This is a genomic window from Crenothrix polyspora, from assembly GCF_900163755.1.
Lineage (GTDB): Bacteria > Pseudomonadota > Gammaproteobacteria > Methylococcales > Methylomonadaceae > Crenothrix > Crenothrix polyspora.
In genome coordinates, this window is sequence record NZ_FUKI01000002.1 from 22,283 (window position 1) to 45,965 (window position 23,683).

Here is a 23,683-nt window from a genome sequence, read left to right on the forward strand (position 1 = left end):
TTGTTATTGCCGATGGCCAGTGGCTCGTCTGAAATGGCTGGTAAAAATTGACCCAATCAAAAATCCTTATCAGAAAAACCGAATGGAAAACCAAAAGGATTGTCGTGACCATCAAACGGTGACTTCTGAGGTATCTTGAAGCTTTTCAGCCATATTTTAACTTCGCGGACATCCTTGAATAATTCCAGTTCTTCTTTAATTTCCGCTATGTCATCTTTTACGTCCACAATTTTATCAGCCAACTGCAACATAAGCTGGGCGGGTGTTTGACGGCCAAAAAATAGCGAGTCAAAATCAAAGCTGAAAAATTCCTCAATTTTGTAAATTTCCTGTTCCAGTTCCGCCAATTGCTCTTTCAAGATTTTGTTAAAATGCTTTAGACGGCTGTCCGCCATTTGGCCAAGTTGTGTGGCATCAATTTGTTCAATTTCCAGTTGCAACTCCAGTAATTGCAACAAATCTTTTTTGCCGTAGGCGATATTGACGCGCTGCATCAATTCGGTTTTGCGTTCGCGCTCCTTTTCATCGGGTTCGCGGTCTGGATGCAATACGGCAACTAATTTACGGTAAACTTCTTGCACAGACTTGCTGGCCAAAGCCTCTTCCTCTTTTTGGCGGGCTTCTTTGGCCAGCTGTGCCTTGGTTTTTTTCGGTGCAATTTTGGCTTGGGCAGGTTCTTTTTCGTCCTCCTCTTCCAGGGCACGCATTTTTTCCTCTAACTGCGCCTTAAACTTTTCCGGTGAGCTGACATCAAAATCGTCGCCTATATCAATGTTAAACATATTCTTGGCAATGTTACGCATCATTTCGCCAACGGCTTCGTTGGTTTCTCCCTTGATGGTGTCAAAGTCCGCATCGTTGTATTTGTTGAACAAAGCCTTTACTTCATCGGTATCCACTTCACTAATCAAGTCCTCACTCTGCTCCGCAATCAGCAGTTTTATCTTGTTTTTCTCAGCGGGTTTAAAGGATGGATCATCGTACAACTTGTCCAGCTGTTGCATCCATTCTATTTGGTGCTTGTGCAATGTTTCCACTAACGGATTATATTCTTGCTCATTTTTTTGGTGATAGACCGGTATATTTTCTTTCCAGGCCAGCAAAGTTTTCTTTTGCTGTGCAATTTTTTTGCTCAGGCTGTTAAATTGCTTTTGGGCGGGTGTTAATGTTTTGGCTTGCGCTTTGGCATCAACAAGGACGATCTTACTTGTTTTGGTCATAGAATCGGGCAGACGTTGGTGGGCTATAATGCCCGTTAAATAAGGGTTGTTTTCAGCTGACAGAAAAACTCACCCCACAGCCACACGTCCCTGTCACATTGGGGTTATCAAACTGAAAGGCTTCATTCAAGCCTTCTTTGCGGTAATCAAGTTGAATACCGTTAATCAAGTCCAGGTCGGTCTGGCTGATGATAACTTTGACACCAAAATCTTCAAACACCACGTCGTTTTCGACCAGATCATCCGAGTAATCCAAAGTATAGGCATAGCCGGAGCAGCCGTATTTTTTGGTGCCCAGCTTAAGGCCGATGCCTTTGCCGCGTTTATCCAGTTGTTTTTTAATTTGGCGGGCGGCGTTTTCAGTTAATGAGACAGACATGGTGACCTCTTTGTCATTAGGCTGGATTGACCAGCGATTTTAATACGGTAATAAATTCTACTAGTTCGGCTTCGGTATTGTTTAGCCCTAAGCTAATGCGGATGGCACTTTTGGCCAGGTTCGGTTCGATACCCATAGCCAGCAACACAGGGCTAGGTGCATTGCCGCCACTGGCGCAAGCTGATCCACTGGAGACGGCAATGCCTTTTTGATCCAGCTTCATTAGTAACATTTCGCCATCCATGCCCTCAATGCCAAACTGTACGGTGTTGGGCAAACGCTGTGTGTGTTGGGCAAAAATGCTTAAACCTGGGATACTGAGTAGTGCGCTTTCCAGCAAGTCCCTCAATTGGCTTAGATGTTCGCTACGGGCAACAAGTTCCGTGTGGGCAAGTTCTGCCGCTTTGCCGAAACCGACAATCGCTGCGACATTTTCAGTGCCAGCACGGTAATTTTGTTCCTGGCCACCACCGAGCAGCATCGGTGTTATCGACGCGCTCTTAGCAAATACTAGCGCACCACAACCTTTAGGCCCGTAGATTTTATGGCTGGAAAGCGACATTAACTGTACCCCCAGTTGTTCAAAATCGACCGGTATTTTACCCAAAGCCTGCACGGCATCGCTATGCACGGTTACACCCGTAGCAGCGAATTGCTGCGCGTAACAGGCGACATCTTGGATTGCGCCGGTTTCGTTATTGGCCAGCATGAGCGAAACAAAGTCCGATTTTTCGGCTATTGCCTTATCGATAGCCGCTTGCGTAACCAGACCACTACTATCCACATCCATTATAGTGAGCGCATGGCCTTGGTGTTGCAAGTGTGCAGCAGGTTGACTAACAGACGGATGTTCGATAGCTGAGATAGCTAACTTGCCCAAAGGTGATACAGACTGCAAGGCTAAATTATTGGCTTCTGTGCCGCCACTGGTAAAAATAATTTGCTGAGGCTGCGCGTTGATTAAGTTAGCCACCTGGCTACGTGCCGTGTCCATCACACTGCGTACCAAACGCCCATGCCGGTACAGGCTGGATGGGTTGCCATAAAATGTACCTAAAAATGGCAACATGGCTTCCAGCACTTTAGGATGTATCGGCGTGGTGGCGTTATAGTCGAGATAGATCATGGCGGCGTTGTACCTGCCGTGGCCGGATTATCTGGCACGTAGCTATCCGTCAGCTCACAGCCTTCCAATTTACACATCGGTGTTTTCGTGCACTTGATGCCAGCGGCGTTGATAGCTAGTTGCATAGATTCCAGTTGCTCATCTAAAGTGTGGATATGATCCAGCATACGATTAATGGCAAAGGCCACAGGGTCGGGCATGTCAGCGGTTGCACCGTAAGCATCAAAGCCCATCTTAGCGGCCATTTTGGCACGTTCCGGTTTGACAGCGGCTTGCGTAGCGGGTTCTGCATACTCATGCTCGGTGTTATCGCCGTTTAACCAGCCGTATTGCGGTTTTTGAGTTTTGGTTTTGGAGTCGATAACATGGCCAGGAATACCCACCACGGTAGCACCAGGCGGTACCGGTTTTAAGATGACCGAATTTGAGCCTACCCGTGCCCCTGCGCCAATGTCAATCGGCCCCAAAATTTTAGCGCCCGCGCCCACCACCACACCATTGTGCAGGGTAGGGTGACGCTTACCTTTATTCCAGGTGGTGCCGCCCAAGGTGACACCGTGATACAAAGTGCAATCATCGCCGATAACAGCGGTTTCGCCAATCACCACGCCCATGCCGTGATCAATAAAAAACCGGCGGCCGATGTGTGCGCCAGGGTGGATTTCGATGCCGGTTAGCCAGCGGCCAATGTGGGAAATAAATCGCCCCAGCCACCTGAAACCCGCTTGCCAGCACAGATGGCTAACACGGTGGATGAGCACGGCATGGAAACCTGGGTAAGTAGTGACGACTTCCAGTACCGATTGCGCGGCAGGGTCACGGTCAAATACACAGGCGATGTCTTCTTGGATGCGCTTAAACATTTACGGTTTTCTCTTGTTGCCTTGAGACATTCTTAAGATGCCCCGGAGGATGTCCAGTTCTTTGGTGTCCAGTTGCACGCGGTTATAAATCCGGCGCAAGCGGCGCATAATGGAGCTTGAGCTATTGCCTTGCATAAAATCAATGTCATACAGGGTTTGTAGCAAATGTGTATAAAACGATTCCATCTGTTCGGCGGTGGCCAGCGGTATTTCACCGCGATCACCGATATCGATGGGTTGTTGCAGGCCAGCAGTAACAAATAATTCATAACACACAACCTGCACGGCAGCGGCAATATTCAATGAGCTGTATTCGCTATTGCACGGAATGCGTAATAGGTATTGACATAAGTCCAATTCGTGGTTTTTCAAGCCGGAGTTTTCGCGGCCAAACAAAATGGCGATTTTTTGCGCTGAATTTGGGCTGACGAATTTTTCAGCACATGTTCTGGGGGTGAGTTCTGGCCAGCTAATGGTACGGCAGCGTGCGCTGGCACCCATCACAATCTGGCAATCGCTGATGGCTTCTTGCACACTGCTACACACTACTGCGCCCGATAACACATCATCCGCACCAGAGGCTCTGGAGGTCGCATCGGCGCTGGGGAATATTTTAGGAGCCACTAACCACAGATTGCTCATCTGCATATTTTTCATGGCTCTAGCAACAGCACCAATGTTGCCAGGATGGCTGGTTTCGATCAGAACAATTTTAATATGCGATAGCAAAGCAGTAACCGAAGGCGAGAAAAGTCCTAAGTTTACCAAAAGATTTGGTATGCTATGTGGTTTTCTGCGCTCATTACCCATCTAAACCTATGCAACCAATGCTCAATATTGCCGTTCGTGCCGCCAGAAGTGCGGGCGATCTGCTACTCCGTTCTGCTGACAGCGTCGGTAACCTTCGTATCGACCAAAAAGGCAGGAATGATTATGCCAGCGAAGTCGATCGTATGGCGGAACGGGAAATTATCAACATTATTAGAGCCGCGTACCCTGATCACGCTATTTTGGCGGAAGAAAGTGGTCAGCATGAAGGCAATGATTTTGTGTGGGTGATCGACCCATTAGATGGCACGACCAATTTTTTACACGGCTTTCCGCAGTACGCAGTATCCATCGCTTTAAAATACAAAAATCGCTTGGAAGTGGCGGTGATTTATGATCCCGCGCGTGATGAGTTGTTTACTGCTAAACGTGGCGGTGGTGCCAGCTTAAATAATCGTCGTATTCGGGTGACCAATCAATCGACTTTAAAAGGTGCGTTGATTGGTACCGGCTTTCCTTTTAAATCTACCACGCACCTGGATGCCTATTTGGGCATGTTCCGTGCTGTTACCAGTGATGCAGCCGGTATACGCAGGGCAGGGGCGGCAGCGCTGGATTTGGCGTATGTCGCCTGCGGCCGTTTGGACGGTTTTTGGGAAATCGGTACGATGGAATGGGATGTGGCGGCTGGCATACTATTAATACAAGAAGCCGGCGGTGTAGTGACCGATTTCTCATTTGGTGAAAATTATTTGGCATCGGGTAATATTATTGTTGGCAATCCTAAAATGCACCATGTGCTGTATCGCTTAATTGAGCCGCATGTGACCGATAATTTGAAATAATCTTACAAATAATTTGAAAATATTTCATTTGGTGTAGTTGTTTTAAGCAGGGCTTAATTATCCGGCCTTATACTAGCCTCACTGCCATTATTTAAGTGAATGAGAAGTGGAAAGAGTCTTCAGCCGTCCTGTCATGGACGACTAGGGCTTGGTGGGCGGCTGAATCGTTTTTCCGCATTATCATTCACTTAACTTAATGGCAGTGTTTGTGAGTTAGGTTCTTTAAGGCAAGTGTAGTTTTTTGCCCCCGTCAATTTCCTTGAAATAAAGAGAAATTTACGGGGGCTTTTTTTTGTGTAGAGTTTAGTATTTTAGCAGTGTAAGTGATTGATTTATTTCATAGATAGGCACTATAAGTAAATTCAGTAAATTGCGGGCAATTTTTTGTGCTTTGCGCCTTTCTTTAGCTAAAGTTGCAAAATGCTTTACCATGAATTTAAATAGGACTAAAATAGTCCACATTAATCAGGAGTAGGCATGTTACGCATCAGCAAGTTAACGGACTATGCCATTGTTATGTTAAGTGCTATGGCAAAAGACAAGGCGGAAATACACGCGGCAATGGAGATTGCTGGTACAACCGGTATCGCGTTACCTACGGTCAGCAAAATTTTGAAGCTATTGCTTAATGGCGGCGTATTAGTCTCCACACGCGGTGCTAAAGGCGGTTATGTGTTGGCCAGAGAGCCGGATAGCATCACTGTTGCCGACGTGATTGCCGCGATGGAAGGACCGATTGCCTTAACAGAATGCAGTATTTCCCACGAAGGCTGCGAACAGTCCTCCGGTTGTGAAATACGCGGTAACTGGAGCGTCATTAACCAGACTATTCAGAAAGCCTTGGAGTCGGTGTCATTAGCCGATATGACCCGAACTGCTGCACTGCCTGAAGAATTTCATATCCCCGTTGCCAGTTTATACCGAGAGCTGGGTCGATAATCTTGCCCGCAAGCTTGATTATCCCCGCCACACTAGAGAGAATTTTGTATGTCAGCCAGTACGCAAGAAATTAATAATTTGATTAATCAGGGTTACAAACAGGGTTTTGTGACTGAACTGGAAACTGATACTTTTCCCGTGGGCTTAGATGAAGCGGTGATTCATAAGCTGTCCAAAGTTAAGAATGAGCCGGAGTTTATGCTGGAATATCGGTTAAAAGCGTTTCGACACTGGCAAACCATGACCCCGCCCAAGTGGCAGTTCCTCAAGATTGAGCCGATTGATTATCAGGCGATCAGCTATTATTCCGCCCCCAAACGCAAAGAAGATGGCCCGAAAAGTCTGGATGAAATCGACCCGCAAGTGTTGGAAGCGTACAAAAAACTCGGAATTCCTTTAGATGAACAGGAGCGTTTGGCGGGTGTGGCGGTGGATGCGGTGTTTGATAGCGTATCGGTAGCGACAACGTTTAAGGGCAAGCTGAAAGATGCCGGGGTTATTTTCTGCCCGATTTCAGAAGCCTTGCGCGACCATCCCGATTTAATTAAACAATATTTGGGTTCCGTTGTACCGCATACTGATAATTACTTTGCCGCCTTGAATGCGGCGGTGTTTACCGATGGTTCGTTTGTGTATATTCCCAAAGGGGTGCGTTGTCCGATGGAATTGTCGACGTACTTTAGAATTAATGCCGCCAATACCGGACAGTTTGAACGTACCTTGATTATTGCCGATGAAGGCAGCCATGTGTCATATCTTGAAGGTTGTACCGCGCCAATGCGTGATGAAAACCAGCTGCATGCGGCAGTGGTGGAATTGATCGCCTTGAAAGATGCCACGATTAAATATTCCACCGTGCAAAATTGGTATCCGGGCGACAAGAACGGTTTAGGCGGAATTTACAATTTTGTCACCAAACGTGCCGATTGCCGTGGCGATAATTCCAAGGTATCGTGGACGCAGGTGGAAACCGGTTCGGCGATTACCTGGAAATACCCTAGCTGTATTTTGACCGGCGATAATGCCATCGGTGAATTTTATTCGGTGGCGCTGACCAATAATTATCAGCAAGCCGATACCGGCACCAAGATGATTCACATCGGTAAAAATACCCGCAGCACCATCATATCAAAAGGGATTTCAGCGGGTAAGGCACAAAACACCTATCGTGGTTTGGTTAAGGTATTAAAAAGTGCGGAAAATGCCCGTAACTATACCCAGTGTGATTCCCTGTTGGTGGGCGATAAATGCGGGGCACATACGTTTCCGTATATTGAAGTCAAACAGCCATCGGCACAGGTTGAGCATGAGGCGACCACGTCTAAAATCAGTGAAGACCAGTTGTTCTTTTGTCAGCAAAGAGGGCTTTCCGCAGAAGATGCGGTGTCGATGATTGTGAATGGTTTCTGTAAGGAAGTGTTTAAGGAATTGCCGATGGAGTTTGCTGTGGAAGCACAGGCGTTGTTGGGGTTGAGTTTGGAAGGGTCGGTGGGGTGACAACTATGCACTATAAACAACTCACAGCAATTATTCATAAAGAAGACGATGCTTTTGTTTCATTTTGTCCAGAATTAGATATTGCCAGTCAAGGTTCGGATATTGAAGAAGCTAAAAGTAATTTAAAAGAGGCGGTGGAACTTTTCTTTGAATGCGCTTCAGAAGAAGAGGTAAAGCAGCGATATTTCGGCGAAACGTATATTTCCTCGATGGAGGTTGCTTTTGGGTAAACTGCGGGTTTTATCGGGTAAAGAAGTTTGCTTGATTTTAATGGCGCATGGTTTTGAGCAAGTACGGCAAAAAGGCAGTCATATTGTCATGCAAAAACAGGTTGATTCGATAACGATTACCGTTCCTGTTCCGCAGCATAAAGAAATTAAAGCAGGTACGCTGGCCTCAATCATTAGGCAAGCCCAGTTGTCTCGATCAGTTTTTGAGAATTAAGTGTATTTGAAGTATGGAAATGGCTAAATATGAAATGATTATTTACTGGAGCGAAGAAGATCACATGTATATCGCTGAAGTACCCGAATTAGCCGGTTGTATGGCAGATGGAAACAGCTATCAAGATGCAGTAAATAATGTTGAACAAGTTATTGATGAATGGATAGAAACGGCTAAGGAAGTTGGGCGGAGTATTCCAATATCTAAAGTTAAGTGGAAGATAAATAATGGCGGAAACAACAGAAAAACTTGGTGATTGGGCGAGTGGGTTGATTAGCAGCTTTATTCCCCCTGTTAATTATTTAACTACAGTGTTATTTGAACGAGTTTTACCTGCATTTGCCAATCTTGAAACAGAAGCTGATGAGTTGGTCAATGACAATTATACATGGGATGAAAGTGTTACTTGGTACGTAAGTACTTTTGCTGTTCGCCAAGTAGAAATCAATCTGCATGCTGTTGCATTACGTCATTTATTTGAGCAATATTTATCTGTTTTGATTGCAAGATGGCTCCGTGAAAGAAGGCATATAGCTGATTACAGTAAGGATAAAGCTATCCTCAAAAGTGAAGGTGGAATAGATTTTGAGAGCTTTCTTTCTTGGGGAAAACTCGAAGAACTTAGGTATGTTTGTAATGCGATAAAACATGCAGAAGGTTCGGGAGTCAAAAATCTCTATGAGATTCGACCTGATTTGTTCAAGCACCCGCAAATTGAGTCATCAATACATGAAACACTTGATAAAGCTTTTGGGAGATCACTAGTAGAAAATCCAATGGCAGGAGATGGTATTTATCTACAAGAAGAAGATATTAGAAATTATGCCTCTGCTATCGAGAGTTTTTGGAATGAATTCATAGAAAAATTAAAAAATTAACGAAAAGATCATTAGTATCGTAGGTTAGGCTGACGCAAGGAAGCCCAACGAATTAAGAGGAAATGTTAATGAATCCGCAACTTGTCAATGAAATAACCCAATTACCGCCAGAAGCCCAACAAGAAATAGCCGATTTTGCGGCATTCCTAACGGCTCGTTATAAAGCCGCGAATCAGCCATTACCACCTATAACAACGGGCGATAAAACGGTTGATCCGAATGAGTTGTTCGGCCTTTGGAAAGGCGAACCAAGAACTTTAGAAAATATTAGAAAAGCGGCTTGGCAGCGTTCTGAATCAGATAATTATCTTATGTGATACCACAGTTTTTAAGTATGCCAAATATTAATATTTAAACCGTTTAAGCGATTACAAAACAATTGGAACATTCATGCTCAGTATTAAAGATTTAACCGTCAACGTTGGCGATAAACAAATTCTTAAAGGTATTAACCTTGAGATTAAGGCTGGCGAAATCCACGCCATCATGGGACCTAATGGTTCCGGTAAAAGCACGTTGTCGCACGTCTTGTCTGGCAAAGCCGGTTATGAAGTGACCGGCGGTTCGGTGATGTATCAAGGCAAAGATTTACTGGATATGGCACCCGAAATTCGCGCCCGTGAAGGTGTATTTTTGGCCTTTCAATACCCGGTGGAAATTCCCGGTGTCAGCAATATTTATTTATTGAAAGCCGCGCTGAATGCTATCCGCAAGCATCACGGTTTGTCAGAAGTGGATGCGATGGATTTTCTAACTTTGGTTAAACACAAGGTTAAGTTGCTGGAGATGGATGAGAAATTCCTGTACCGCGCCGTTAACGAAGGTTTTTCCGGTGGCGAAAAAAAGCGCAACGAAATTCTACAAATGGCTATTTTAGAACCGAAGCTGTGCATCCTCGATGAAACTGATTCCGGCCTCGATATTGATGCCTTAAAAGTGGTTGCCGAAGGCGTTAACTCGCTGCGCTCTGAAAACCGTGGTTTCTTGATGATTACCCATTATCAACGCCTGCTTGATTACATCAAACCGGATTATGTGCATGTGCTAGCAAACGGCAAGATTGTGAAATCCGGTGGTGCTGAATTGGCCTTGGAGCTGGAAGAGAAAGGTTACGGTTGGCTGGAAGGTCAGGTGGCAGCTTAATGAATACAGCAATTACCAGCCGTTATGTGGCCGAATATGATGCGTTAGCGCCAACCTTGCCAGGACAATCTTTGCTGTGGTTACAGCAGTTAAGACGCAATGCATTAGCTAAATTTTCTGCGAATGGCTTCCCCTCTCCACGCGAAGAAGAGTGGCGCTATACCAATGTGTCGGCTATCGAAAAAAAATTATTTACGCCTTCGTTAAACCAATTATCTAATCAAGTTGATGCTAATTGGCTAAAAACACAGCAACTCGCAGATGCGTGGTCTGTGGTATTGATTAATGGTTATTTTTCTATTGAGTATTCTCAGTTAGAGGGTTTACCCGAAAGCATTGTTATCATGAGTATAGCGGATGCGTTGGTTAAGAAATCTCCACTTGTGGAAAGCTATGCAGGGCAAGCAGTCAATCATCAAGAACATGGTTTTGTGGCTTTTAATACGGCGTATTTTACCGATGGCGTATTGGTGCATGTACCCGCTAAGCAGGTTCTAACCAAGCCGATACAACTGTTGCATATCGTAACTCAAGCCGATGCGATGGCCACAACACGCACTGTCATTCTGGTTGATGAGCTGGCCGAAGCGCAAGTGATAGAGACGTTTGTAGGATTAGATAATTCTTATCTGACAGATGCAGTCACTGAAGTGTTTGTAGGTAAAGCGGCGTATTTAACACTGACTAAAATGCAGATTGAATCGGAAAAGGCCTACCATTTTGGCGGTACTTATGTGAGACAGGCGAAAGATGCACGCTTTACTCATCATAATTTTGCCTTTGGCGGCTTGTTGGCACGTTGTGATATTCACACCGATTTGGATCAAGCCTCTGAGTGTGAATTGAACGGTTTGTATCTGGGTGTAAAACGCCAGCATATCGATAACCATACCCGTATCAATCACCTAAAACCTCATGCGATTAGTCGAGAAATGTATAAAGGCGTGCTGGATGATCGGGCGAAAGGTGTGTTTCAGGGTCGGGTGATTGTGGCGGAAGATGCGCAAAAAACCGATTCGCAAATGAATAACCGCAACCTGTTATTGTCCGATGATGCTGAGGCCGACACCAAGCCGCAATTGGAAATTTATGCCGATGATGTCAAATGCGGGCACGGTGTGACGGTTGGCCAGTTGGATGAAAAGTCGATTTTCTATCTGCAATCACGTTGTGTGGATGAAGAAACCGCCCGCAATATGCTGACCTTCGCTTTTGCTAACGAGATGGTTGATAAGATCAAGATTAAAAGTCTGCACGACAAAGTGCTGGAGCAGGTGCTGGTACGGTTTCCGCAGGAAGGTGTGGAGAAAGATTGGCTATAGAATATCGGCGATTTGGATGCTGATATCTGGCAGTTGTGACAAGGTAATGCTGTCGCCGCTGTAGAGCGTGGTTTTTTCGGCATACACTTCGCCGTGTGGCTTGCGGTAAACTTCCAAACAACTATTGTTTAGGTTTAATAGCCAGTATTCGGGGACATTATGCAATGCGTACAAGCGCAGCTTGTGGGTTTGGTCAAATTTGAACGAGCTGTCTGCAACTTCGATTAATAACAGGACATCATTGGCAATCGGATGACGTGAAGAATAATCATCTTCATTGGGTTTTAATATCATGAAATCGGGTTCAGGTTCAGATAAGTCACCTAACTGGAGTGGATCTTGAACACAGGTAATTAGGTTCTCAGGTACTAGCCTTGTAAACAGTTTATTGATGCGTTTTAAGTGGCCTGCGTGATTAAAGCCTATCGGTGCCATTTCTAAAATTTCTCCATCAATAAGTTCAATGTGGCTATTGGGAGGGAAAATATTAGCTTCGCCCATTCTTTGCCATTCATCAAGGTTGGTTAGGTGTTTGGTAGGATTAACAGTGGCCATAAGTGCAAGTAAATCTAAATTGAATTACCCGTAAATATAATGCGTTGCTCACCAATAAGCAACCCATCAAAAACAGAATACACAAACTATGACAACATTTCCTGTAGCAAAAATTCGTGTCGATTTTCCTATATTGGCGGAAAAAATCCGTGGTAAAGATCTGGTGTATCTTGACAATGCCGCCAGTTGCCAAAAACCCAATGCGGTTATCGATGCCATCAGCAACGTGTACCGGCACGAGTATGCCAATATCCATCGTGGTGTGCATACCTTGAGTGTGCGGGCTACCGACAAGTTTGAGGCGGCACGGGAAAAGGTGCAGCGCTTCATTAACGCGGCCAGCAGCAAAGAAATTATTTTTGTGCGCGGTGCGACCGAAGCCGTCAACCTGATTGCCCAAACTTATGGCAGAGCCAATATTAAAGCCGGAGATGAGATTGTCATTACCGCAATGGAACACCATTCCAATATTGTGCCCTGGCAAATGTTGTGCGAGCAGACCGGCGCGGTATTGAAAGTTGCGCCGATGAACACACAAGGCGAGTTAATCTATGATGCCTTCGAAGCGCTGTTGAATGACAAAACCAAGCTGGTGGCTGTCGTTCACATGTCCAATGCCCTGGGCACGATTAATCCGGTTAAAAAGATGATTGATGCCGCCCACGCCAAAGGCATTCCGGTGATGCTGGATGGCGCACAGGCGATTCCGCACATGGCTGTGGATGTGCAGGCATTGGATTGCGATTTTTATGTGTTCTCCGGCCATAAGTTGTACGGGCCGTCTGGCATCGGTGTCCTATACGGCAAGCAGGCGCTGCTGGAGGCTATGCCGCCGTATCAGGGTGGTGGTGATATGATTAAAACCGTCACCTTTGAAAAAAGCCAGTATGCCGGATTGCCGCATAAGTTTGAAGCCGGTACGCCCAGTATTGCCGATGTGATCGGCTTGGGTGCGGCTATCGATTATTTGCATGATATTGGAATGGAGGCGATTGCTGCCTATGAAGCCGAGTTGCTGGATTACGCGACTGAAAAGGCCAGTCAGATTAAAGGTTTGAGAATTATTGGTGAAGCGGCAGAAAAAGGTGCAATCCTGTCTTTTGTGCTGGACAGGATTCATCCGCATGATATAGGTACAATGCTGGACAGTTTGGGGATTGCTATCAGGGCAGGGCATCATTGTGCCATGCCGGTAATGGATTTTTATGGCGTACCGGCTACGGCCAGGGCTTCATTTGCCATGTATAATACTAAAGAAGAGATTGATGTGTTGATGGCGGGTATTACCAATTTGATTGAGGTATTTGGCTGATGATTTACACGATTAAAGCTTATATACACAACGGGGAAGAATCTGGGTATGTCGCGGAATGTGTTGAACTGCCTATTGTGACGCAAGGACAGACTTTAGACGAAGTGACGTTCAACTTACGAGAAGCAATCAGCCTGCATTTGGAAGGTGAAGATTTAGCGGCTTTGGGTTTCGCACCGAATCCGCCTATTGTCGTAAATTACGAAATGGCTGCCGTGTGCCAAAGTTAAGGCGTTTATCTGCTAAGGAAGTTTTAGCGATTTTTGCTGGATTCGGTTTCGCTATTGTTTCTCAGCGGGGTAGTCATATAAAGTTAATGCGTATGGTGCATGACCAAAAGCAAATATTGACCGTACCTAATCATGCAGAATTGGATAGCGGCACTTGCAAAGCGATTATGCGCCAAGCCAGTCGCTATATCAGTTCACATGAACTGTATTCCCATTTCTATTCTGAATAAAAATAGACAGAGAATAACCTTGTTTGAAGGTCTACGCGACCTCTATCAAGAAGTCTTTTTATTTTTGTATTAGCGTCTAGTATATCGACATTAACAGGATTATTCATGCCAACTGCCATAGCCAAAGTCAAAACTCTGTTAGATCGTCTACCGGAAAACAGCCATTTGGAAGATATTCAATATCATTTGTATGTGATGGAAAAAATTCAGCGTGGTTTGCAACGGGCAAAAGAGGAAGGCACAGTTTCGCAACCTGATGTTGAGCAAAAGTTTGGTAATTTTTTGATAAAGGTATTTGTCTGATGTATCACACAGAAATAGATTTACCCGATGAATTATTCAGTAAGATAGATGCAAATTTAAAAGCGACAGGTGCAACGTTTAAGCAGTTTGTACAGCAAGCTTTGGGGCATGAGCTGCAAAGAAAGCAGGGCAGCGATCTGAAGGCTTTTTTTTCAGAGTTGCAACCTTTGGAAAGTTTCACCTCTATTGATGCGCTGGCGTATGTTGATGAGTTACGTTCAAAAAGTCGTATTATTGACCAATGAATAAATCGGTTATCTTAGATACGGATATTGTCATTGAATTATTGCGGAAACAAAATGAAACCGTTCAAATATTATTGAGATTACAGGATAAAGGTTGTGAGTTTTATCTTTGCCCGATTGTTGTTGCTGAGGTTTACGCAGGGGCATTTATTCGAGAATATACTTTGATAGAGCGATTTTTTTCGCATTGCAGACAACTGACAATCAACGAAGAAACAGGAAAAATCGCAGGGCTTTTATGCCAATCAATATCGCAAGGCTTTTTATAAAATTTCTCTGGAAGATTACTTGATTGCCGCTTGCGCCAAACAATATCAATTGTGTTTATGGACTCGTAACAAAAAGCATTATCCTATGCAGGATATTCAATTATTTGAGGACAACAATGTTTGAAGACCTACGCGACCTCTACCAAGAAGTCATTTTCGACCACAATCGTAACCCGCGCAATTTTCGCGTTATGGACAATGCCGACCGTAAAGTGGATGGCTTTAATCCCTTATGCGGCGACCGCCTAACGCTGTTTCTAAAAATGGACGGTGATAAGATTGTCGATGCCTGTTTCCAAGGTTCTGGCTGCGCCATATCAACGGCATCGGTGTCCTTGATGACAGAAATCATCAAAGACAAAACCGAAGCTGAAGCCGATGCCTTGTTTAAGCTGTTTCATGAAATGACTACCGGAAAAGAGGAACATATCAACCTGGAAGCTGTTGGCAAATTGGCGGTTTTGGCTGGTGTGCGTGAATATCCGGCGCGGGTGAAATGTGCGACCTTGGCTTGGCATACGTTGGATGCGGCGTTAAAAAATGAAACGCAAGCCATCTCCACTGAATAAATGCTTATAGAGTCACCTTATGTAGGAAAGTTGGCAGTTCTGTACGAAGGCAATGGTGATCTGACTGTTTTTCAGCAATTGGCAGACCGTCTTGCTGTGCCACTGAAACAAGTTGATGATCCCGTCAAACAGGAAGCTTTTTTTCTAAGCTGGCGCGACGGCTGCCTAAAACTGCTCGATAAAGAACTGCTGAAAAAAGGGGGGTTAACGGTTGAAATTGAACCGCGTCCCGGTGAACAACGTTCCTGGCCTGCACCTAAAGACGGTGCGTTGGCACAAGCTTTGGGACGAAAAACCAAAACCATTGTTGATGCCACTACCGGCTGGGGACAGGATAGTCTGCATATTTTCCGTATGGGTTATGATGTAACGTGTATGGAACGTTCGCCAATAATGACCGAGTTATTGGCTGATGGCTTTACTCGTTTGGCGCAACTGGACTGGATGCAGCGTCTACAATTAATCCCCCCACAATTACTTACTGGCAATGCTATCGATTTATTGGCAAGCCTGGACAATGCGCCAGATTGCATCTATCTTGACCCTATGTTCCCCCCTAAACGTAAGAAATCCGCCTTGGCCAAAAAGTCCATGACGGTATTACGTGATCTCTTGGGTGATGACCAGGATAAAGACCAATTATTTGCTGCCGCGTTACAGGCAACAGGCAGGCGAGTGGTGGTGAAAAGTCCTGATGATGCCGAATCGTTAGGTGGTAAACCAAACGAAAGTTATCATGGTAAATTATTACGTTACGATGTGTATTTTAAAGGGTGATGGATGTCTGATTGGGTAGATGTTGTGGCTGAAAATGCCTTGGCTAATGGCGAACATGCTGTTGTGGATGTTGATGGCACAGAAGTAGCCATCTTTAAAATAGACGGCCAGTTTTACGCCATAGAAGATGTCTGTAGCCACGACAGAGCAGAAATTGCCAGTGGCGAGCTGGAAGGTGATGAGATCGTTTGCCCACGGCACGGCGCACGCTTTTGCGTGAAAACCGGCAAGGTGTTGTGTGCTCCCGCTTATGAAGATATTGCTTGTTTTCCAGTGCGTATTGACAAGGGTACGGTTCAGGTTAGGGATGATCGCTGGGATTAAATGCAGCTGAAAATGAAAGATAACAGAGCAGGGCTATGAAATTACACGATGACAAGCTTCGCGCCTTAGGCTTGGCGGTAATCCAGGTGGAAGCACAAGCTATTGCTGCGTTGGCAGAGCGTATCAATGCTGAATTCGTCACTGCCTGTAAGTTGATGTTTGCTTGCTCAGGACGGGTGGTGGTGACCGGGATGGGCAAATCTGGCCATATTGCCGGAAAAATTGCCGCTACCTTGGCCAGTACCGGAACACCGGCTTTTTTTGTCCATCCAGGTGAAGCCAGCCACGGCGATTTGGGCATGATTACCCAGCAGGATGTGGTGTTGGCGCTGTCCAATTCTGGTGAAACAGAAGAGATTGTTAAAATCCTGCCCATTATCAAACGACTGGGCGTAGCCTTGATTGCCATGACGGGTAATCCGGCATCCACACTCGCGCAAGAAGCTACCGTGCATATCAACGTCAGCGTCGCCCAGGAGGCTTGTCCACTGGGGCTTGCGCCTACCTCAAGCACTACCGCTGCTTTGGTTATGGGCGATGCCTTGGCGGTGTCCTTGCTGGAAGCACGCGGTTTTACCCGCGATGATTTTGCACTGTCGCACCCTGGCGGCAGTTTGGGTAAGCGACTATTGCTGCGGGTTAGTGATATTATGCACGTAGGTGATAGCATCCCAATTGTGCCTGTATCGGCATTGATCGCTACGGTGTTGCTGGAAATGACCGAGAAAAAACTAGGCATGACGGCAATTGTTGATGCTGAGCGTCGGATGCTGGGTATTTTTACCGATGGTGATTTGCGGCGTATGTTGGCAAAAACGTTAGATATTCATCAAACAACTATTGCACAAGTAATGACCACTGACTGTACGGTCATTGGTGCCGATATCTTGGCGGCGGAAGCCATGCAAATTATGGAACGTAAAAAAATTAATGCGTTAATCGTTGTGGATGAAGAGCGACGCGCGGTAGGGGCATTAAACATGCACGATTTAATTCGAGCGGGTATTATCTGATGACGACAATGGATTCTTCGATAAATGTGTCAGACGCGGTGCTTGAAAAAGCCAAGCAGCTAAAATTACTGATTTTAGATGTTGACGGTGTATTAACCGATGGCCGTTTATTTTTTGATGATCAAGGTAAAGAATATAAGTGCTTTCATGCGCGGGATGGCCACGGTATTAAGCTGTTAAGGCAAACCGGCGTAGAAGTGGCGGTTATTTCAGGGCGTAAATCTAATTCTGTTGCTTTACGTATGCAAAGTTTGGGTATTGAACATGTCTACCAAGGCTTTGAAAATAAAATTGCCGCATTAGATGAAATTATTTTAAAAACAGGCATAATGCCGGAGCAAATGGCGCACGTAGGTGATGATTTGTTGGATTTGCCTATTATGATTCGGGTGGGTTTGGCTATTGCGGTGAGTGATGCCAACTTTGTCGTTAAACAATGGGCGGATTGGTGTACTGGCTTACCGGGTGGGCTGGGTGCAGTACGCGAAGTATGTGATTTTATTATGCAAGCACAGGACAGTTTTGATAAGGTGTTGAGTCAGTATTTAAAATGAGTTATTTACAAGGTAAATACAGCTATCTGTTGGTTGCGGTTATTGCGCTGCTGAGTTGGTGGTTAGTGAAGCTGACGGTAGTTGAAATGCTTGCAGGTCGTGAAGACGTTGCCCACAGTGCTGATTATTTCAGCAGTGGTTATACCAAATGGGAAATGTCTAAAACCGGCGCGTTAAAAACGCTGCTGCGAGCAGATAAAATGCTGCATTACAAAGATGACGGCACTGTGCATTTAGATAAACCAGTCATGTCTTTTTATAACGCTAAAACACCACCTTGGGTGATTAGGTCAGCAACAGGGATCGTTTCGGCGGACGGTAAAACAATTTTTTTAAATGGCAACGCCATTATTGACAGAGCGAAGGCGGAAGGTGTTCGTCCTGTGACTATTAATACCAGTAATTTAAAAGTAAATCCGGAAACCAGCTATGCAGAAACTGCTGATGGCGCGGAGTTAATCAGTTTGCCGCAACGCACCACAGGCATTGGTATGAAGCTGGTTTATGTTGAACCGATACGGGTGGAATTGCTCGCCAAAGTGCGAGGACATTATGAGACAAAAAAATAATAAATTAGCTGTTTTTTGTAATATTGCCTTATGCGTTGCACTGAGTATAACGGATGCTAAGGCTTTAGAAACTGATTCCGAACAACCGATAACTATTGATTCCAATACGGCAACTTACGATGATAAAACCGCAACCAGTATTTACACTGGTAATGTGGTATCTATACAGGGCAGTATTCATGTTACTTCAGATCAACTGGTGGTTTATTTTAAAGACGGTGATGCTGAAAAGCTGGTTTTTACCGGTAAAAAAGCAAAATTCAGCCAAACACCCAGTGTGGGAGCAAAAGATATTACTGGCGAAGCGTTAACCGGTGAATATTATCCGAAAAAAAATCTGCTGGTATTAATTGACGAAGCCACGGTTTGGCAGGGAGCAGGTTCTTATGCCAGTCAAATTATTAAATATGACAGCAAAAATTCTGTCGTTAAAGCCGGAGAAAAAACCTCCGATTCCAAGGTACATGTCGTATTGCAACCTAAAAATAAAGCGCCAGCAAAACCGACACCTTAAATTATGACGCGACTTGCAGCAACTGATCTGATTAAAACCTACAATAAACGCAATGTGGTTGATGGCGTGTCTTTACATGTTGATACCGGTGAGGTGGTGGGATTATTAGGGCCTAATGGTGCAGGTAAAACCACCGGTTTTTATATGTTGGTTGGGCTGGTTAAAGCCGATGCCGGTGAAATTCTATTAAATGAGACTATAATTACGCATTACCCGATGCACGTTAGAGCAATTAAAGGTATTGGTTATTTGCCGCAAGAGCCTTCGGTGTTTCGTAAATTAACAGTAGCCGATAATTTACGGGCGGTTATGCAAATTCAATCGACTGCCAGTGAAGGACAAATTGAGTTAGCGATTGAGGAATTATTAGAAGAGTTTCATATTCCGCATTTACGCAATCAATTAGCCTTGAGTTTGTCGGGCGGAGAGCGACGACGGGTTGAGATAGCACGCGCCTTGGCTACTCATCCGCAGTTTATATTACTGGATGAGCCTTTTGCCGGCGTTGATCCTATTTCTGTAGAAGATATTAAAAAAATTATACAGCATTTAAAAGAGCGTGGTATTGGTGTCTTAATTACTGAACATAACGTCAGGGAAACTTTAGCTATTTGTGACCGAGCGTATATAATCAATAATGGTCGGGTGATTGCCGAAGGCGGCGCGAATGCTATTGTTGCTAACGAAGAAGTACGTAAGGTGTATCTGGGTAATAATTTTAGTCTTTAAGTTCAAAACCGTAACATATTGATGACACAATGAAACAGTCTATACAAATCCGTTTAAGTCAGCAGTTGACCATGACGCCGCAACTACAGCAGGCGATTAAGTTGTTGCAGATGTCAACCTTGGATTTGCAACAGGAAATTCAACAGGCGTTAGATTCTAATATGATGTTGGAAATAGACGATGATGATAATACTTTCCAATTAGGGATGGGAGATGCGCTAAAAACTGACAGCATTGATACTGTGTTATCCGATGATAATTTACAGATCAGTATGCCCGATGAGTTACCGATAGATTCTTCATGGGAGGATACCTATGAGCAGACTTTTGAAGGCGGTACACATACAGCAGAACTTACTGAGTTTGAATCACAGCGTAGCCAAGCTGCAACGTTGCAAGAGCATTTGTTGTGGCAGTTGGAATTAACCCGATTTTCAGAATCCGATCATGCCATTGCGATGGCAATTATTGATTCCATTAATGAAGATGGTTATTTAATGGCCAGTACTGAGGACATTTGCCAAGGTTTGCAAAGTCAGATGGACGACCTTGAGTTGGATGAAGTCAATGCGGTGCTGCACAGAATTCAGCAATTTGATCCTACCGGTGTGGCGGCAGTTAATTTGAGTGATTGCTTGCGTTTACAGTTATTACAATTGCCTGATACGACAGCGTATAAAACCGAAGCGTTGTTAGTGGTATCTAAGTATTTAAATTTACTGGCCAGTCACGATCAAGTTAAATTGATGCATGTAACTCAATTGGGTGAACGTCAGTTAAATTTGGTTGTCGCACTGATTAGAACGCTAGATCCAAAACCAGGTGCTAAAATACAGGAATCTGATTCCGAATATGTAATTCCCGATGTGTATGTCACTAAGCACAGTGGTGTATGGCAAGTAAGCCTAAATCCAGAGATTGCACCTAAGTTACGTATTAATCCGTTTTATTCTACTTTAATTAAACGTGCGGATAGCGGCAAAGATAATACCAGTATGAAGGATCATTTACAGGAAGCACGTTGGTTTATTAAAAGTTTACACAGCCGTAATGATACCTTATTGCGCGTCGCACGCAGTATTGTGTCCAAGCAAGAGGCTTTTCTTGAAAATGGTTCTATTGCTATGAAACCAATGATATTGAAAGCGATTGCCGAGGAATTGTCTTTACATGAATCAACAATTTCCAGAGTAACAACACAAAAATTCATGCATACTCCAAATGGTATAGTAGAATTTAAATACTTCTTTTCCAGTCATGTTTCGACTGAAGAAGGAGGTGAGTGTTCATCTACGGCTATCAGGGCTTTTATTAAAGAATTGGTCAGTAGTGAAAATCCAATAAAACCGCTAAGCGATAGCAAGATGTCTGATCTATTAAAAGACAGAGGTATTAATGTGGCGAGAAGGACGATCGCAAAATACCGCGAAGCTATGTTTATCGCACCATCAAACGAGAGAAAGCGTATTTTATAGTTATAAAAACCTACTCTATTCATTCATTAACATCAGGAGTTTATTCCATGCAAGTTAGCATTACAGGTCATCATTTAGAAGTAACCGAGTCTTTAAAAACGTATGTCGATGCCAAATTTGAAAAATTGGCACGGCATTTTGATAATGTTACCGATGTGCATGTTATCTTGAGTGTCGAAAAGTTAGTGCAAAAAGCAGAAGCAACGCTACAACTCAGTGGTGCTAAATTATTTGCTGAAGATCATCAGGAAGATATGTACGCCGCTATTGATGAAATGGTTGATAAATTGGATCGTCAGATTACCAAGCATAAAGAAAAAACGGGCAGTCATCGATAGTATTTTTAAGTAGCGTAAGGCTCAAGGGATGTGTACTTGGGCCTTTTTAAACACAGATTATGAAACTCTTAATTGTTAGTGGTCTTTCGGGGTCAGGTAAAAGTATTGTCTTAGATACTTTAGAGGATTGTGGTTACTATTGTATTGATAATTTGCCGGTATTATTACTGGAAGATTTTATTAATGACGTGATGTTGGTTGATAGCAAAACTTACGCAAAAACCGCGATTGGCATTGATGCTAGAAATCAGAGTGCTAGTTTAGTAAATTTTTCTGATAGTTTGGACTTGATACGTAGCAAAGGTATACACTGCGAAATTGTTTTTATGCAGGCGGATGAGTACGCGCTGTTAAAGCGCTACAGTGAAACGCGGCGCAAGCACCCGCTCACTGATACCAAGATACCGCTTACCGAAGCGATAAAAATTGAGAAAGAGATGCTGAGCCCAGTGTCCAGACATGCCAGCGTGGTGATTGATACTAGTCGTACGAACTATCATCAATTACGTGAGTTGATACGAGAGCAAGTGGGTGAACGTAATATTCAGCATATTTCTTTGCAGTTCCAGTCATTTGGTTTTAAGAACGGTGTGCCGTTAGATGCGGATTTTATCTTTGATGCCCGTAGCTTACCTAATCCGTATTGGATTCCGGAATTGCGGGCATTTTCTGGTAAGGATCAGCCAGTGATTGATTTTCTTAAAAATCAAGTTTTGGTTGCAGAGTTGTTTTATGACATTAACTCTTTTCTTGCACGCTGGATACCGCGATTTGAGGCGGAGGGACGCAGTTATTTAACTGTGGCAATTGGCTGTACAGGCGGTCAGCACCGCTCGGTGTATTTGGTTGAGAGTTTAGTTGAGTGTTTTAATAGCAGTTCGTTGAATGTTATTGTGCGACACCGTGATATGCATTAGCGACTGCGGCTATCAACTTAAAATGGAACAAAAAATCTGCATTTTGTACCCGCTTAAGTTGGCAGTTAGTTTTAGAAGCCTTGGCTTTTTGGGCGGCCAACATAAGGCGGAACGCCCATTGCCCTGAGCTTGTCGAAGCACTTATGGCTCATGGTTCGACAAGCTCAGGGCGCTTTTAAAATTGTCCCGTTTTAGGTAGTCTAAATACGTCGCTGGAAATGATTATTTACCCAAGATTGATTTAGTTTTCTTTTTGTCATTATCATCAGGTAACATGATATTGAGTTCTAATGTTTCTTGGTGTTCATCCTGCTCAAAGTTAATAAAAATGGCATCTTGGGTGACATTGGTATATTTCCGAACAACATTCAGCAGTTCGTCTTGCAGCTCTGGCAAATAGGAAGGTTGGTTTTTGGATGTGCGCTCGTGAGCGACCAAAATTTGTAGCCTCTCCTTGGCTAGAGATGCTGAACTGGTCTTAGACGTTTTAAAATAATCCAGCAAACTCATTATTTACCCCCAAAAAGTTTTCCAAAGAATCCTCTTTTAGTTTCAATGAAGCGATGTGGCTTTTCTTCACCCAGGTAACGAGCAACTATATCTGCGTAGGCTTGTCCTGCATCACTTTTTTCGTCAAGAATAATGGGTATGCCGGCGTTTGACGCATTTAAAACTGATTTTGATTCGGGCACTACGCCCAATAGATGTAGCGACAAAATTTCTTGTACATCTTCCACGCTGAGCATTTCGCCAAGCTTTACTCTTTCGGGTGAATAACGCGATAATACTAAATATTCTTTGATGGGTTCTTGATTTTTTTCAGCTCTGCGTGATTTACTCGACATTAAGCCTAACATGCGGTCTGAATCGCGCACTGAAGAGACTTCTGGATTAGTGACTACAAAGGCATCATCGGCAAAATACATGGCCAAATGTGCGCCTTTTTCAATTCCCGCCGGAGAATCACACACGATGTATTTGAATGTTTTAGATAATTCATTCAAAACCTTTTCAACACCTTCTTTACTCAGTGCATCTTTGTCGCGTGTTTGTGAGGCCGGTAAAATATAAAGTTGGCCGCAGTTTTTATCTTTAATTAATGCTTGGTGTAGCGTGGCTTCGCCATTAACAACATTGATAAAGTCATAGACAACACGGCGCTCACAGCCCATGATTAAATCTAAATTACGTAAGCCTACGTCAAAATCTATAACAGCGGTTTTATGGCCTTTTTTTGCTAAGCCCATGGCTATTGCCGCACTGGTCGTCGTTTTGCCTACGCCACCTTTGCCTGATGTTACCACTATAATTCTAGCCAACTGATGTTCCCCCAATA

35 protein-coding genes are annotated in these 23,683 nt (G+C 44.2%); 27 read left to right on the plus strand and 8 right to left on the minus strand.

Annotation, left to right across the window (positions count from 1 at the left end):
- Positions 1–56 precede the first annotated feature (56 nt).
- From CRENPOLYSF2_RS00390 to CRENPOLYSF2_RS00410, 5 genes are read right to left on the minus strand one after another with little or no spacing between them, the layout of a single operon-like run.
- Positions 57–1,220, minus strand: a complete 1,164-nt coding sequence (locus CRENPOLYSF2_RS00390) for a J domain-containing protein (RefSeq protein ID WP_217884044.1) — start codon at positions 1,218–1,220, stop codon at positions 57–59.
- Between the two features lie 52 nt (positions 1,221–1,272).
- Positions 1,273–1,599, minus strand: a complete 327-nt coding sequence (locus tag CRENPOLYSF2_RS00395; RefSeq protein ID WP_087141993.1) for a HesB/IscA family protein — start codon at positions 1,597–1,599, stop codon at positions 1,273–1,275.
- A 16-nt stretch (positions 1,600–1,615) separates the two neighbouring features.
- On the minus strand, positions 1,616–2,725 hold the full coding sequence (locus tag CRENPOLYSF2_RS00400) for a cysteine desulfurase family protein (RefSeq protein ID WP_087141994.1): 1,110 nt from the start codon (positions 2,723–2,725) through the stop codon (positions 1,616–1,618).
- Positions 2,722–3,588, minus strand: coding sequence for a serine O-acetyltransferase (cysE, locus tag CRENPOLYSF2_RS00405; RefSeq protein WP_087141995.1), 867 nt, complete (start codon positions 3,586–3,588; stop codon positions 2,722–2,724). Before cysE ends, CRENPOLYSF2_RS00400 begins: the two co-directional genes overlap by 4 nt.
- A complete protein-coding gene (locus tag CRENPOLYSF2_RS00410; protein WP_087142054.1) occupies positions 3,589–4,317 on the minus strand; it encodes an RNA methyltransferase in 729 nt (242 codons plus the stop codon).
- Between the two features lie 89 nt (positions 4,318–4,406).
- Here CRENPOLYSF2_RS00410 and CRENPOLYSF2_RS00415 point away from each other — a divergent pair, with 89 nt between their 5' ends.
- From CRENPOLYSF2_RS00415 to sufD, 10 genes are all read left to right on the plus strand, one after another.
- A complete protein-coding gene (locus CRENPOLYSF2_RS00415) occupies positions 4,407–5,201 on the plus strand; it encodes an inositol monophosphatase family protein (RefSeq protein ID WP_087141996.1) in 795 nt (264 codons plus the stop codon).
- Positions 5,202–5,678: 477 nt separating this feature from the next.
- Positions 5,679–6,140: an SUF system Fe-S cluster assembly regulator gene (locus tag CRENPOLYSF2_RS00420; RefSeq protein WP_087141997.1), complete on the plus strand. Its 462-nt coding sequence runs from the start codon at positions 5,679–5,681 to the stop codon at positions 6,138–6,140.
- Positions 6,141–6,188: 48 nt separating this feature from the next.
- Complete coding sequence (gene sufB, locus CRENPOLYSF2_RS00425; protein WP_087141998.1) at positions 6,189–7,637, plus strand: Fe-S cluster assembly protein SufB; 1,449 nt, start codon at positions 6,189–6,191, stop codon at positions 7,635–7,637.
- A 5-nt stretch (positions 7,638–7,642) separates the two neighbouring features.
- Positions 7,643–7,867, plus strand: coding sequence for a type II toxin-antitoxin system HicB family antitoxin (locus tag CRENPOLYSF2_RS00430; RefSeq protein ID WP_087141999.1), 225 nt, complete (start codon positions 7,643–7,645; stop codon positions 7,865–7,867).
- The gene (locus CRENPOLYSF2_RS00435; RefSeq protein WP_087142000.1) at positions 7,860–8,081 is read left to right on the plus strand and encodes a type II toxin-antitoxin system HicA family toxin; all 222 of its coding nucleotides are present in this window, start codon (positions 7,860–7,862) and stop codon (positions 8,079–8,081) included. Before CRENPOLYSF2_RS00430 ends, CRENPOLYSF2_RS00435 begins: the two co-directional genes overlap by 8 nt.
- 19 nt (positions 8,082–8,100) lie before the next feature.
- Complete coding sequence (locus CRENPOLYSF2_RS00440; protein WP_087142055.1) at positions 8,101–8,337, plus strand: type II toxin-antitoxin system HicB family antitoxin; 237 nt, start codon at positions 8,101–8,103, stop codon at positions 8,335–8,337.
- Positions 8,309–8,959, plus strand: coding sequence for a hypothetical protein (locus CRENPOLYSF2_RS00445; protein ID WP_087142001.1), 651 nt, complete (start codon positions 8,309–8,311; stop codon positions 8,957–8,959). Before CRENPOLYSF2_RS00440 ends, CRENPOLYSF2_RS00445 begins: the two co-directional genes overlap by 29 nt.
- Before the next feature lie 68 nt (positions 8,960–9,027).
- Positions 9,028–9,276: a DUF2281 domain-containing protein gene (locus CRENPOLYSF2_RS00450; RefSeq protein ID WP_176370981.1), complete on the plus strand. Its 249-nt coding sequence runs from the start codon at positions 9,028–9,030 to the stop codon at positions 9,274–9,276.
- 73 nt (positions 9,277–9,349) lie between these two features.
- Positions 9,350–10,102 carry a Fe-S cluster assembly ATPase SufC gene (gene sufC / locus CRENPOLYSF2_RS00455; protein ID WP_087142003.1) on the plus strand — a complete coding sequence of 251 codons (753 nt, stop codon included), beginning with the start codon at positions 9,350–9,352 and terminating at the stop codon, positions 10,100–10,102.
- The gene (gene sufD / locus CRENPOLYSF2_RS00460) at positions 10,102–11,424 is read left to right on the plus strand and encodes a Fe-S cluster assembly protein SufD (protein WP_087142004.1); all 1,323 of its coding nucleotides are present in this window, start codon (positions 10,102–10,104) and stop codon (positions 11,422–11,424) included. Before sufC ends, sufD begins: the two co-directional genes overlap by 1 nt.
- Here the strand turns inward: sufD and CRENPOLYSF2_RS00465 are convergent.
- On the minus strand, positions 11,419–11,979 hold the full coding sequence (locus CRENPOLYSF2_RS00465) for a Uma2 family endonuclease (protein ID WP_087142005.1): 561 nt from the start codon (positions 11,977–11,979) through the stop codon (positions 11,419–11,421). The genes sufD and CRENPOLYSF2_RS00465 overlap by 6 nt on opposite strands.
- A gap of 88 nt (positions 11,980–12,067) precedes the next feature.
- Between CRENPOLYSF2_RS00465 and CRENPOLYSF2_RS00470 the strand changes: the two genes are divergently transcribed.
- The 17 genes from CRENPOLYSF2_RS00470 (at position 12,068) to rapZ (ending at position 22,347) form a co-directional block, all read left to right on the plus strand.
- Positions 12,068–13,291, plus strand: a complete 1,224-nt coding sequence (locus CRENPOLYSF2_RS00470; RefSeq protein ID WP_087142006.1) for a cysteine desulfurase — start codon at positions 12,068–12,070, stop codon at positions 13,289–13,291.
- Complete coding sequence (locus CRENPOLYSF2_RS00475; RefSeq protein ID WP_087142007.1) at positions 13,291–13,521, plus strand: type II toxin-antitoxin system HicB family antitoxin; 231 nt, start codon at positions 13,291–13,293, stop codon at positions 13,519–13,521. Before CRENPOLYSF2_RS00470 ends, CRENPOLYSF2_RS00475 begins: the two co-directional genes overlap by 1 nt.
- Complete coding sequence (locus tag CRENPOLYSF2_RS00480; RefSeq protein WP_087142008.1) at positions 13,509–13,751, plus strand: type II toxin-antitoxin system HicA family toxin; 243 nt, start codon at positions 13,509–13,511, stop codon at positions 13,749–13,751. The genes CRENPOLYSF2_RS00475 and CRENPOLYSF2_RS00480 overlap by 13 nt, the downstream gene beginning before the upstream one ends.
- 105 nt (positions 13,752–13,856) lie before the next feature.
- Positions 13,857–14,054, plus strand: coding sequence for a hypothetical protein (locus tag CRENPOLYSF2_RS00485; protein WP_087142009.1), 198 nt, complete (start codon positions 13,857–13,859; stop codon positions 14,052–14,054).
- Positions 14,054–14,299 carry a YlcI/YnfO family protein gene (locus CRENPOLYSF2_RS00490; RefSeq protein WP_087142010.1) on the plus strand — a complete coding sequence of 82 codons (246 nt, stop codon included), beginning with the start codon at positions 14,054–14,056 and terminating at the stop codon, positions 14,297–14,299. Before CRENPOLYSF2_RS00485 ends, CRENPOLYSF2_RS00490 begins: the two co-directional genes overlap by 1 nt.
- The gene (locus CRENPOLYSF2_RS00495; RefSeq protein WP_087142011.1) at positions 14,296–14,568 is read left to right on the plus strand and encodes a PIN domain-containing protein; all 273 of its coding nucleotides are present in this window, start codon (positions 14,296–14,298) and stop codon (positions 14,566–14,568) included. Before CRENPOLYSF2_RS00490 ends, CRENPOLYSF2_RS00495 begins: the two co-directional genes overlap by 4 nt.
- A 116-nt stretch (positions 14,569–14,684) precedes the next feature.
- Positions 14,685–15,137, plus strand: a complete 453-nt coding sequence (gene sufU / locus CRENPOLYSF2_RS00500; protein ID WP_087142012.1) for a Fe-S cluster assembly sulfur transfer protein SufU — start codon at positions 14,685–14,687, stop codon at positions 15,135–15,137.
- Positions 15,138–15,914, plus strand: a complete 777-nt coding sequence (locus CRENPOLYSF2_RS00505; protein WP_087142013.1) for a class I SAM-dependent methyltransferase — start codon at positions 15,138–15,140, stop codon at positions 15,912–15,914.
- A 3-nt stretch (positions 15,915–15,917) separates the two neighbouring features.
- Positions 15,918–16,238: a non-heme iron oxygenase ferredoxin subunit gene (locus CRENPOLYSF2_RS00510; RefSeq protein WP_087142014.1), complete on the plus strand. Its 321-nt coding sequence runs from the start codon at positions 15,918–15,920 to the stop codon at positions 16,236–16,238.
- Positions 16,239–16,273: 35 nt separating this feature from the next.
- Positions 16,274–17,251 (plus strand): KpsF/GutQ family sugar-phosphate isomerase, encoded by a 978-nt coding sequence (locus CRENPOLYSF2_RS00515; RefSeq protein ID WP_087142015.1) that lies wholly within the window; start codon positions 16,274–16,276, stop codon positions 17,249–17,251.
- 8 nt (positions 17,252–17,259) lie between these two features.
- Entirely contained in the window at positions 17,260–17,805 is a 546-nt protein-coding gene (gene kdsC / locus CRENPOLYSF2_RS00520; protein ID WP_419185533.1) for a 3-deoxy-manno-octulosonate-8-phosphatase KdsC, read from the plus strand.
- Positions 17,802–18,374 carry an LPS export ABC transporter periplasmic protein LptC gene (lptC, locus tag CRENPOLYSF2_RS00525; protein WP_087142017.1) on the plus strand — a complete coding sequence of 191 codons (573 nt, stop codon included), beginning with the start codon at positions 17,802–17,804 and terminating at the stop codon, positions 18,372–18,374. Before kdsC ends, lptC begins: the two co-directional genes overlap by 4 nt.
- A complete protein-coding gene (gene lptA, locus CRENPOLYSF2_RS00530; RefSeq protein ID WP_087142018.1) occupies positions 18,358–18,888 on the plus strand; it encodes a lipopolysaccharide transport periplasmic protein LptA in 531 nt (176 codons plus the stop codon). Before lptC ends, lptA begins: the two co-directional genes overlap by 17 nt.
- A gap of 3 nt (positions 18,889–18,891) precedes the next feature.
- Positions 18,892–19,617: an LPS export ABC transporter ATP-binding protein gene (gene lptB / locus CRENPOLYSF2_RS00535; RefSeq protein ID WP_087142019.1), complete on the plus strand. Its 726-nt coding sequence runs from the start codon at positions 18,892–18,894 to the stop codon at positions 19,615–19,617.
- A gap of 29 nt (positions 19,618–19,646) precedes the next feature.
- A complete protein-coding gene (locus tag CRENPOLYSF2_RS00540) occupies positions 19,647–21,092 on the plus strand; it encodes an RNA polymerase factor sigma-54 (protein ID WP_087142020.1) in 1,446 nt (481 codons plus the stop codon).
- A gap of 47 nt (positions 21,093–21,139) precedes the next feature.
- Positions 21,140–21,430, plus strand: coding sequence for a ribosome hibernation-promoting factor, HPF/YfiA family (gene hpf, locus CRENPOLYSF2_RS00545; RefSeq protein ID WP_087142021.1), 291 nt, complete (start codon positions 21,140–21,142; stop codon positions 21,428–21,430).
- Between the two features lie 59 nt (positions 21,431–21,489).
- The gene (gene rapZ / locus CRENPOLYSF2_RS00550; protein WP_087142022.1) at positions 21,490–22,347 is read left to right on the plus strand and encodes an RNase adapter RapZ; all 858 of its coding nucleotides are present in this window, start codon (positions 21,490–21,492) and stop codon (positions 22,345–22,347) included.
- A gap of 222 nt (positions 22,348–22,569) precedes the next feature.
- Here rapZ and minE read toward each other — a convergent pair whose 3' ends face one another.
- The gene (gene minE / locus CRENPOLYSF2_RS00555; protein WP_087142023.1) at positions 22,570–22,857 is read right to left on the minus strand and encodes a cell division topological specificity factor MinE; all 288 of its coding nucleotides are present in this window, start codon (positions 22,855–22,857) and stop codon (positions 22,570–22,572) included.
- The gene (gene minD / locus CRENPOLYSF2_RS00560; RefSeq protein ID WP_087142024.1) at positions 22,857–23,666 is read right to left on the minus strand and encodes a septum site-determining protein MinD; all 810 of its coding nucleotides are present in this window, start codon (positions 23,664–23,666) and stop codon (positions 22,857–22,859) included. The genes minE and minD overlap by 1 nt, the downstream gene beginning before the upstream one ends.
- Positions 23,667–23,683: the final 17 nt, after the last annotated feature.